This window comes from Dapis hubbardiae BLCC-M172, from assembly GCF_050016015.1.
Lineage (GTDB): Bacteria > Cyanobacteriota > Cyanobacteriia > Cyanobacteriales > Microcoleaceae > Trichodesmium.
This window is the reverse complement of sequence record NZ_JBNHEQ010000209.1, coordinates 1-10,430: the sequence shown is the minus strand read 5'-3', so window position 1 is coordinate 10,430 and position 10,430 is coordinate 1. Positions and strand designations below refer to the sequence as shown.

Below are 10,430 nucleotides of genomic sequence, written 5' to 3'. Positions count from 1 at the left end.
CATAAAGAGAGTTTGGGATTTGTTTGGGCTTGAAATTTGCTAAAGTCCCGTTAAGCAACCTGATAAAAAACTATCATCTAAGTTCCCTGAAACCAACTCACCGCAGAACTCACAGTTGCCTACCTGATTATAATCGTAAGATTTTAGGCAGGATAAGCAAAGCCAAATGTTTTCATAAGGAACAACAGTCGGTTGTTTAAAGTGTTCACAAGAGTTACAATACGCACGATTATTTTCAAATAAACCTTTCTCTATATGCTTACTTTCTGCATATTTGTCTAACAAGTAATCTAAGTTAATTGAGTATTCGCAGGATTCACATTCACCTTTCCCTAATTCTTGAACTTTAATTTGCCCATTTTCACAATTAGGACATGAAACTATCAACTCTTTCCCCGCTTCAAAGTTGCAAACAAGGCAATCAGGAGACAAGAGATAATCAGAGAACTGAGAAATTTCAGCAATAACTTTATTCTCACTTGAATCAAATCCACAGGAGGGGCAAGTATTAAAAGAAATACCCTGCTTCTTTTTTATCTCTATTTCAGGCAATAGAGCATTAAACTTCGCTTGCAGATATCGTCGAACATTTAGCATTAGTTTGTCAAGCTTATCAATGTCATCTACATACTCTAAAAAGTCATCTTTCCATTTTTCTCTGAGTAGTTGTGATAAATAGAAGCATCCTTTGCATTCCTCAGTAGCAACAATTTCTAACTCTGTAGCATTAAAAAAATGGACTAGCTGATTTCTGTGCTTTCGTATTGTATTGAAATTCTTCTCTGCATTATCATAAAATTTTAGGTCAGGTATTTTCTTAAGCCTTTTAATAGCACCTTCCATGCCGACTGATGTAAAGTTTCCTTGAAGAAACTTATCCAAATTTGCCTGTTTCGGATCGTTAAAAATCAGGCTCCAATGTTCAAGCATTAATCTAGACTTTAAGAAAAGTTCAACTGCCGTACAAAAATTAATTATCGAATATTTAGGATTTTTTTCAATCTCAGATACAGAATGCTCTAAAAAATCAATGGCATTTAAAACTAATTGGTTAAAAATTTCTTGTGACTTAATCCTTTTCTTATCATTTATCATAGATAATATATCAATATTCCACAAAAAAACTAATTATACTGCAAGTGCTGTATGATACTTTCAGATTAAAATAATATTATCGCAAATCTATAGATAAATGTCAATTTGGGTACATCTGGTGGTGCATTGTAATAGTTTCCCATTGTCAGGCAATGTTTTTTATGAGAACAATGGGAGCATTTTGCTCCCGCGCCAGGTATTCCTTTTTGCTATGTACCATTACTATGTAGAACTACCTAACTTCTTTACTAATTTACTAATTAAAATGGCGCAACCCTAACTACATTCAATTTCTCTACATTATTTAAAATATCAGGCGCTACAGTTTTAGGAATACAAACCACATTCCCTGCTCGCATTTTCTCCAAGCGATCGCCTACCACAGAAAAAAGCTCACTCACTTTCCACCGCATTATTTCCCCATGCACAGGAATAATCTCAATTTTATCTCCCACTGCTACAGACTCAACCAGTTGCAAAACAATATTTTCTGGTGTTGTCTCCATCACTATTCCCAGATATTCGTGAGTTCCCCTACTACTTTCCAACTGCTTATATACAGAATCTTTCCCCGCAGGAGTTTCCAAGGAAGCAGAATCATAGTCACGGTGGGGAATAGATTCTAACTCAGCTACAATTTGATTCAACATTTCTGGAGTTAACCTCCCTTCTGCATAAGCATCGATCGCTTGCCGATAAGCTCTACAAGTTACCGCCACATAAAACGATGATTTCATCCGCCCCTCTATTTTCAGAGAACAAATTTGCTGTTCAAAAAACGCTCCTATTTGATGAATACCCCATAAATCTTTAGAAGACATAAAAGTAACTTGGCGAGCGTCTGTTTTTTCTGCCAACTGATAGGGAAAACGACAAGACTGAATACAACCACCACGATTAGAATCTCTGCCTGCTGTAAAATTAGAGATTGTACAATTACCAGAAAAAGCCATACACATAGCACCATGTATAAACATTTCCACATCAATACCAGTTTGCCCTCTAATTTCCCCCCCCTCTACCACACTAACTTCTCGCCCCACTATTAGACGCTTCACGCCAAACTGTTTCCACATTTCACCAGCATAAGAATTGAGACAAGATGCTTGAGTTGAGAGATGAATATCAAGATTAGAACTATTTTTCACCACTCGGACAACCCCTAAGTCAGAAACAATAACCCCATCAACCCCAATATATTCCAGAAATTGACAATATTCTGCCAATCCCTCAAAATCATCATCATGGAGAAAAGCGTTTAGAGTTAGGTAGACTTTAGCATGATTTTCGTGAGCAAAATTTACCCCATATTCCAAATCATAGTCAGAAAAATTATCTGCTCGCGCCCGCAGACCGTATTTTTGCCCTCCCACATAAACAGCATCAGCACCATAAGTAACAGCAACTTTTAAACGTTCGAGATTTTTAGCAGGAGCTAATAATTCTGGTTTCCACATATTTTTTATATATATTGATTGATAGTGATTAACTAAAATAGGACTTACGCACAAACCGGGTTTATCAAGGAAATTTCCTGATTTCAAGAACAAATTAGGGCAATAAACCCGGTTTCTTATTTAGTTGCGTAGGTCTTCTTAAATATTTTAGCTCGATCGCTCAATTATGGTTTGAGGCGTTATAATCTAAGTCCTGTCTAAAAAAGGCCGGAAGGATCAATGAGGAAGGTATCGAAGGTTTAGAATAATTGAAGTAGCAGTCAGCCGTCAGCCGTCAGCGGTCAGCTATCAGGCGTGTATAATGGGGGACTCAGACCCCCTTTAACACACACAACTAATTTTTTCCAAATAAATATAGTGGGGGACTTATACCCCCAGATTTCTAGCTGTTAACGTAGTTCCTCCGCAGGAGGCTAGCTGATAGCTAGTTAATTCGAGAACCAGGAATAGATGCTGATAGCTAATAGCTGTTTGCTGAAAGCTATATAATTGAATCACAAAAGAATTATTCAGCCAACCATAATTATCAATTATTGGCGTTGATAAATTAGGGTATGATTTGTATTTTTTGGTAATTCCTAAACTATTGAATAACAAATATTTGAGATTGTTCAATTTTTATTTTCATACCTTTATTCACCAACGCCAAATTATTAATTAGGGTTTGCTGAAAAAGTCTTTTTTCGGGAGTAGGGGAGTAAGAGAGTAATTTTTTTTCCCAACTATAAACCCTAATTATCAATTATCCATTATCCATTATCCATTATCCATTGGTAAACTATGGTTCTACCACTACCTCAGTACCTACTTGCACTTTCTGAAATAAGTTAACCACATCCTCATTGTACATCCGCACGCAACCGTGAGAAGCAGCAGATCCAATAGATTCTACAGTGGGAGTACCGTGAAACCCAATAGTGTCTTTGCCATCTGTCCAAAAACCAATCCACCTTAATCCTAGGGCAGTATTTGGCCCTGCTGGCATTACCTCACCCGTCCAGGGGTTCTGCCATTTAGGATTTTCTACCAGTTGAATAACTTTGAAATTGCCTGTGGGAGTTTCCCAACCAGGTTTACCGATAGCTACAGGATAACTAGCAACTTCTTCTTCTCCCTCATATACATATACTCGCCGTTCCCCTAACCGGAGTACGACCCGAACTAACTCTTCTGCTTCTACACCCAAATATTTTTGGAAGTCTTTGATAGCTCGATCTAATTTTGGCATTAAGCCACCAAATGGTAAATTAGCTTCTACCTGTGTTTGCTGATTATTATTATTATTTGTCTGAGCAGTAGGAGTAGAAGCTATAGCTAAATTTTTACTCAATAAAATAATTGCTGTGGTCAGAAAAATAGCTGTTAAATTATATGTTCTTTGGTTGATTTTGCTAATAAAATATAGCCATTTATTTGTGGTAGATTGTGTCATTTTTCACTCCTCATGTATCAAATCTAGATATTATCAAAAACTAATGTTTTAAAAGTTTAATTCACCTTAGATTTTGAAAATGTTTGAACTAAACTCTATTCCTATTTTTTAAGGTTCTACTACGACAGTTGTACCAATTCCTACTTTTTCAAATAGAGCTAGTACATCTTGGTTCAACATTCTAACACAACCATGAGAGACTGCTTGTCCTACGGTTTCTTCGTTCGGGGTTCCATGAAAACCTATGTAGTTTGTGCCATCTGTCCAAAAACCAATCCATCTTTCCCCCAAAGGATTTTCTGGACCAGGAGGTATTATTTCTCCTGTGAAGGGATGTTTCCAAGAGGGATTTGGTATTTTTTGGATAACTTTATGGGTTCCTGTGGGAGTTTCCCATCCTTCTCTACCAATAGCTATTGGGTAGGTGGTTTTTAATTGGTCTTGTTGATAGACATAGACACGGCGATCGCTTAACCTTATCACCAAATGAATTTTTTCATTGGGTTTCAGATAAAGTTCATTTAGTGCTTTTTTTGTAATTATTGATTTAGGCTTTATTTGTGGTTGGAGTTCGGTTAAATCTGTCGCATTTGTGGAAACTCCAGATTGATTTTTGTGCGGAGTAGAGCCATAAACTTTTTGTTGTGTGTAATTGAGTAAAATGACTATTCCTAAACTTAAATATATTAGTCTGTGTAAATTACTAAAATTTATATAATGTAAATTGATATTTTTAATTTCTAAATATTTTTTTACTAATTTGTTCATGGAATAAGTTAAACCTTAATTACAAAAAAAATCTTAATTGTTTATTGTAATTGAAAGTTTAGTCACTAGGGACTATAATCGGGTAATAATTTTAAGAATTTTAGTTCAACTGAAATTTTTATTCCATAGTCAAATCTGATAATTACTATAGCGTTTCTCAAGCTTATGAGGTACACCTATCTTTAATTTCTTTTCTATTCCTGATTCCTCATTCCCTATTCCCTATTCCCTGTTCCCTGTTCCCTATTCCCTGTTCCCTAAAACAAACGAATTTTGTACCTCACGCTTCTTGGGAATTGCTATATCTAGAACTACAGTTTTTTGGTAGTCCGGCATTGTAATGGTGAAGATATATATTTTTTAATTTCTTCTCACGCTCCCGCACTTCCCGCACTTCCCGCACTCCCCACACCCCCCACACTCCCTCTACCATTACTATGCACCACCACCCACTTTTTTCTCTAGAGAGAAGTTATGTAATTGTCCTTAACTGAATATTTCGGGATAGCCAACATATTTAATTAGAGGCTTTTATGCCCCCATCTCCCCATCTCCCCACCCCCCATCTCTCTATCAGAAAAGGGTTTTAGGAGTTCCTTATAAGGGAGAGCTTTCTAAGGGGCGGATAGGAAGGGAGTTGGGGGTTTAGGTTTTTTTCACCTACAATTTTAGCCTATGCACTCTAGTCAAACCGGATTTCATGTTAGAGGTTTTGCTTGTTGTTGCTTTTGCCAAAATCTACCCCCAACAAATGCCTAACTTTTACTCAAGCAGTATTAAGCTCGGATAATAAAGTCATCTCCAGTTAATCCAGGCAGTCCGGTAGCAAACTGACCACCTTCACCAAAATCTGCTGCAGAACCATTTGGATTATAGTACAAATTGCCACTTGCTGCACTTTGAACAATCAAAGCATCTGAAGTAGCAGCAGCAGCATCGTTGGCAACTAGAGCAAATTCACTGGAAACGCTAAATCCTGGGTCTGTTCTGCTACTTGGGTCACTTGTAATAGCATCGAAAGTAGTTTTATCAAGAAGAATAAAGTCCTGAGCTGTATTGAAATCTTTAATTGTATCTATTCCTACATCATTCGTATCAAATGTGTCATTAGTGTTAAAGATGAAGAAGTCAATACTAGCACCACCCATAAGAGTATCGTTACCAGCACCACCATTGATGCGATCGCGACCTTGACCACCTCTCAATATATCATCACCACTACCACCAAGTAAGCGATCGTTCCCAATACGACCTTCTAAAACATCGTCACCTGCACCACCTCTGAGCAAGTCATGACCACGAGCACCAACTAACCAATCTCGGCCACCAAGACCATTTAAAGTATCATTACCTGTAAAACCAAAGATAGCATCAGGTAGAGGGGTTCCGCTAATCCTGTTGTTCTCAGCATTACCACGAATATCTTGTAAAACAGTCATGCGAGCTATATCAAAATCTGCTCCATTATTCTGTGTTGTAAAATCAGCATCAGGGCGTGCTGTTAAAATACCTCCTGGTTCATCGCTGCCTTCTCGTTCACTACCGATAAAACCAGGGTGCAATCGAACTGTGCCATTTTCAGCTGTACCTGTATTGGGATCTTGCTGACCTAATGCAGCTGTAGTCTCATTAGCTTCATCATTTATTTCTGTTCCTGCATCCCAGACTCGATCTCCAGAAACAATAATTTCAGGTCCTAAAAAATTTCCCCCGTTATCGAAAACTTCTATAGCAAGAGGGCTGTCATTTCCAATGAAGCCATCATTACTAGGCAATATCATGGCACCATAAGTCATGAATCTATCCTGACTTTCATCTACGTTAAATGCTCCAACACCTAGGCTTCCTTGGGCAAAAGGTACACCAGGGGATACCACCCCAGCAGTAGAACCAGCTCCACTAGCTGCAAATTCAGTAGATATAGTCTCTGAGAAATCATCTGTTGGTGTAAATATAGCATCTTCAGCTAACCTTTCTAGACCTGGAGTAGCAGTTCCACCAATATTAAATAGGTTATAACTACCATCATGGAACCCTACCCATACTGGAGAAAAGAATACAGAAGTAGCTTCCGTGCCTTGAGAAACTACGTTCTCAACTAGAACTCTAACATTAGCCATAGAGTTTTTCCTTACTAAATTACCTAATTGTTATTGGGAAGTTTATCACAACAAATGCACTATATTTAACAACTTAAAATATATTTTATATATGTATAAATACTCACTTATGTAGGCCAATATCTATTAAGTTTTTTCACAAAAAATTAATATCAGTAAAGATATTTTATAACTTGTTTATAGTTTGACTATTTATCACATGAATTTTATTAATTTAGTATAAAAAAACCAATGTAAATTGATGAATATTGAGTATAATAAAATATTTATCAAAATAATAAAAATCTAATATTAAAAAATTAAATTCAGTTTAATCTGAATTTCTACTCACAAAAAAAATATTTGGCATTGCTGAGTGTAATATCACTTCCAGAATAAACGCCAAATACAAAAAAATATATTGTCAGTGATACCGATCACAAAGATTTGCCATAAATTAAGCTACAGATTCAGATTTAATTTTCACACTTTCCACTTCTAAGCAAATAGTTTTTACTCTTGGAGTAAAACCTAGAAATTGTTGCACTCTTTGAGCAAATTCTTCTGGGTTGCCACTCACATAGAAGCTAGTGCAATGAGGAGGGTGATCGCTTAACTTTCCCAAACTATGAAGTTCCTGCGTAGCAGTACGAACAACAGCAATAGCAGGGTCTACTATTTGTACTGAGCCACCTAAAATTCGTCTAAACAAATGTATCAGATGGGGATAGTGTGTACAACCTAATATTAGAGTGTCTATCTGCTTTACAATTAAGGGTTCAAGATATTGTTGCACTACTTCCAAGGTATAAACATCATTGATCCGACCCTGTTCAATTAATGGTACTAAAGTAGGAGCTCCTACTTGAAAGACTAAAATTGAAGGATCAATTTTTAGGATAGTATTTAGATAAGCATTGCTCTTGACTGTATGTGGAGTCGCGATGACACCTATTCTTTTGCTACTCCTGTGTACAACTGTTTTTGCCCCAGGTTCAATCATGCCAATAACGGGAAAATTGTATTCGAGTGCTACTCGATCTATGGCTGCTGCAGTAGCAGTATTGCAGGCAATGATCGCCATCTTAACACCCTGCTTTTCCATCCAAGTTAGCACTTGACGTACAAATTTTACAATCTCTGTCTGAGATTTTGTACCATAGGGAAGTCGTGCTGTATCAGCGAAATAGATAAAGGTTTCTTTGGGGAGTTGGCGGTATAATTCTTTTAAAACACTAATTCCACCTACTCCACTATCAAAAATGCCAATGGGAGCAGTATGTGGTTGTCTAGGTTGAGTTATTTTTAGTAGGTAAGGGGTAGTAGTATATTTACCCTTTTGAAATTGATAAAAAATATTTGTCATCGTTAATATATATAATTGACAAAAATAACAGTTTTAGAGCCAAACCTTGATAGTGGTCTGTCAAGATGAATTTGGGGGATAAGCAATTAAATTTTTTCCCCTTATTTAACCTCATCATTCATTTTTGATGAAATAGACCACTAGGCAGTGAACCTTAAATTGTGGTAGGTTAGCATCAATTTAGCGCTGACCTTTTACCTTTAAGCACTATAGTGTCGATCGAAACCGGATTTAGTATGAATCTTAAATCTAATGGTCTAGTTAATGAAGTCAGAAGTCAGTAGGGGCGTTTCGCTACGCGACATATAAAACGTTTCGGCTAAGAGCCGACATGTTTGCGGAGCATTCCGTAGGAAAGTTGTGCGTAGCTAATGGCCATTCGCCCCTACAAAAGTTGTTTTTGTAACGTAGATTTACCGAAAAATAAAGGTATAAAGCCTCTCACTCACCGTGGAGAAACAAAAAAAATTTCCTTTTATTCAATCCTATCCGTTTTAGGGAGAGGTAATTATCAATTATCAATTATCAATTATTGAAGCCCCGCTCCAAAAACATTTCGCCAATCAAGGCGGGGTTTTAGACCGAATTTTTTTGATAAGTTAATTTAATATCATGTCCGGATAATTAGTGATAAAAAAAACGTTCTCATGCATATACTTTCTTTCTCCTCTCTTCCCTCCTGACTCCTGTACGGGCGTTAACGATAGTTATGCGAAGCTAACGGCCGTTTCGCGGAGCGACATGAAACGCCCCTACGAGGACTGACTCCTCCCTTCTTATTTATAACTATTCAACCGGACATGATATAAGTCAAAACTCTAATAATAATAGTCAAAATTCTGTAGCTTTACTAATAGACATCTCCAAAAAAGAGGGAAAAGGAAGAAATAATAGATAATTTATGGATGATAATTGATTTGATTTTTAATTTTTGTAGATGTCTAATATGAGTCAGAGGGGATAAAAAAATCAACTTTAGTATTTCAAGCCTCCCTATTCGGTGGAGCTACTGATAACTAATAACTGATAACTGAAATGACCGATACTAAAGTCCAAACTTTGAAAATTTTAGTAATGAAGAAATTATTAACTATTAGCCTAATTTTCACTAGCTGGAATCTATCCTTACCAACTTTAGCTCAAATAGTCCCCGATGCTACTTTACCCAATAATACTACGGTAATTATCAATGGCAACCGCTTTACTATTGACGGTGGAACAACAATTGGTGACAATTTATTTCATAGTTTCCAGGATTTTTCTCTGCCCACACGCACAGAAGCATTTTTTGATAATTCTGTCAATATCTCTAATATTATCAACCGAATCACCGGGGGAAATATTTCCAATATTGATGGATTAATTCGGGCCAATGGTACGGCTAACTTTTTTCTGCTTAACCCCAACGGTATAGTTTTTGGACCAAACGCTCGTTTAGATATAGGTGGTTCATTTATTAGCAGTACGGCAGAAAGCTTAATATTTTCTGATGGCAGTTTCTATAGCGCTACTAATCCCAACGCCCCACCCTTGTTAACGATTAATAGACCCATCGGCTTAAATTTGGGGCCAAATCCAGGAACAATAACAGTTGAGGGAAACGGTCATGGATTTACTATTGTAGAAAATGTCCTCTTTGAACCGATTAATAGAAGTGAAGCCAATAGAGGATTACAAGTCCAGCCCAATCAAACTTTAGCCCTAATTGGAGGAAATATTAACCTAGATGGAGGTGTCTTAACGGCGGAAGGTGGACAAATTGAACTAGGAGCAATAGCAGAAGGAAGAGTTGCTTTTAGTGTCTTGCCATCTGGAGGTTTTGCTTTCAACTATAACGGTGTAGAGAATTTTGGAGATATTAATCTGTTACAACAAGCAGCAGCAGACACTTCAGGAGTAGGTGCTGCTTCAATTCAGATGACAGGTAGACAAATAACGTTAAGGGATGGCTCCGTGGCATTGAATCAAAATCAAGGAAGCGAATCAGGAGGAGAAATCAGCGTCACTGCAACAGATTTATTGACAATAGAAGGTACAAATCCCGATGCCAGTATTCCCAGTCGTTTACAAACTCAGGCTCTGGCAATAGGTAAAGGAGGAGACATAAAAATTTCGACTCGTCAGTTAATGGTGCGAGATGGAGGACAGATACAAACAATATTATCGGGACTTTAGCAAATTTCAAGCCCAAACAAATCCCAAACTCTCTTTAT

Annotated in this window: 9 protein-coding genes; 1 reads left to right on the top strand and 8 read right to left on the bottom strand. The window is 37.1% G+C overall.

What is annotated here, in order from left to right; genetic code table 11:
- Positions 1 to 39 precede the first annotated feature (39 nt).
- The 8 genes from ACP6PK_RS19100 to murI all read right to left on the bottom strand — a co-directional run bounded on the left by ACP6PK_RS19100 (position 40) and on the right by murI (position 8,217).
- Positions 40 to 1,095 carry a DUF3644 domain-containing protein gene (locus ACP6PK_RS19100; RefSeq protein WP_426561748.1) on the bottom strand — a complete coding sequence of 352 codons (1,056 nt, stop codon included), beginning with the start codon at positions 1,093 to 1,095 and terminating at the stop codon, positions 40 to 42.
- A gap of 260 nt (positions 1,096 to 1,355) precedes the next feature.
- Positions 1,356 to 2,552, bottom strand: coding sequence for a peptidase U32 family protein (locus tag ACP6PK_RS19095; protein ID WP_426561746.1), 1,197 nt, complete (start codon positions 2,550 to 2,552; stop codon positions 1,356 to 1,358).
- 366 nt (positions 2,553 to 2,918) lie between these two features.
- Positions 2,919 to 3,167: a hypothetical protein gene (locus tag ACP6PK_RS19090; RefSeq protein WP_426561744.1), complete on the bottom strand. Its 249-nt coding sequence runs from the start codon at positions 3,165 to 3,167 to the stop codon at positions 2,919 to 2,921.
- A 163-nt stretch (positions 3,168 to 3,330) separates the two neighbouring features.
- Entirely contained in the window at positions 3,331 to 3,984 is a 654-nt protein-coding gene (locus ACP6PK_RS19085) for a L,D-transpeptidase (protein ID WP_426561742.1), read from the bottom strand.
- Positions 3,985 to 4,092: 108 nt separating this feature from the next.
- Complete coding sequence (locus ACP6PK_RS19080; protein ID WP_426561740.1) at positions 4,093 to 4,752, bottom strand: L,D-transpeptidase; 660 nt, start codon at positions 4,750 to 4,752, stop codon at positions 4,093 to 4,095.
- A 280-nt stretch (positions 4,753 to 5,032) separates the two neighbouring features.
- Entirely contained in the window at positions 5,033 to 5,185 is a 153-nt protein-coding gene (locus ACP6PK_RS19075; protein WP_426561738.1) for a hypothetical protein, read from the bottom strand.
- Between the two features lie 343 nt (positions 5,186 to 5,528).
- The gene (locus ACP6PK_RS19070) at positions 5,529 to 6,872 is read right to left on the bottom strand and encodes a spondin domain-containing protein (RefSeq protein ID WP_426561736.1); all 1,344 of its coding nucleotides are present in this window, start codon (positions 6,870 to 6,872) and stop codon (positions 5,529 to 5,531) included.
- 436 nt (positions 6,873 to 7,308) lie between these two features.
- Positions 7,309 to 8,217, bottom strand: coding sequence for a glutamate racemase (gene murI, locus ACP6PK_RS19065; RefSeq protein WP_426561734.1), 909 nt, complete (start codon positions 8,215 to 8,217; stop codon positions 7,309 to 7,311).
- Between the two features lie 1,035 nt (positions 8,218 to 9,252).
- Between murI and ACP6PK_RS19060 the strand changes: the two genes are divergently transcribed.
- Positions 9,253 to 10,392 (top strand): filamentous hemagglutinin N-terminal domain-containing protein, encoded by a 1,140-nt coding sequence (locus ACP6PK_RS19060; protein WP_426561732.1) that lies wholly within the window; start codon positions 9,253 to 9,255, stop codon positions 10,390 to 10,392.
- The last annotated feature ends 38 nt before the right edge of the window (positions 10,393 to 10,430 follow it).

What these genes read in the sequence shown, in the direction of transcription:
- ACP6PK_RS19100 (WP_426561748.1), bottom strand. Translation starts at nt 1,095, where the DNA reads ATGATAAATGATAAGAAAAGGATTAAGTCACAAGAAATTTTTAACCAA.
- ACP6PK_RS19095 (WP_426561746.1), bottom strand. Translation starts at nt 2,552, where the DNA reads ATGTGGAAACCAGAATTATTAGCTCCTGCTAAAAATCTCGAACGTTTA.
- ACP6PK_RS19085 (WP_426561742.1), bottom strand. Translation starts at nt 3,984, where the DNA reads ATGACACAATCTACCACAAATAAATGGCTATATTTTATTAGCAAAATC.
- ACP6PK_RS19080 (WP_426561740.1), bottom strand. Translation starts at nt 4,752, where the DNA reads ATGAACAAATTAGTAAAAAAATATTTAGAAATTAAAAATATCAATTTA.
- ACP6PK_RS19075 (WP_426561738.1), bottom strand. Translation starts at nt 5,185, where the DNA reads ATGGTAGAGGGAGTGTGGGGGGTGTGGGGAGTGCGGGAAGTGCGGGAA.
- ACP6PK_RS19070 (WP_426561736.1), bottom strand. Translation starts at nt 6,872, where the DNA reads ATGGCTAATGTTAGAGTTCTAGTTGAGAACGTAGTTTCTCAAGGCACG.
- murI (WP_426561734.1), bottom strand. Translation starts at nt 8,217, where the DNA reads ATGACAAATATTTTTTATCAATTTCAAAAGGGTAAATATACTACTACC.
- ACP6PK_RS19060 (WP_426561732.1), top strand. Translation starts at nt 9,253, where the DNA reads ATGACCGATACTAAAGTCCAAACTTTGAAAATTTTAGTAATGAAGAAA.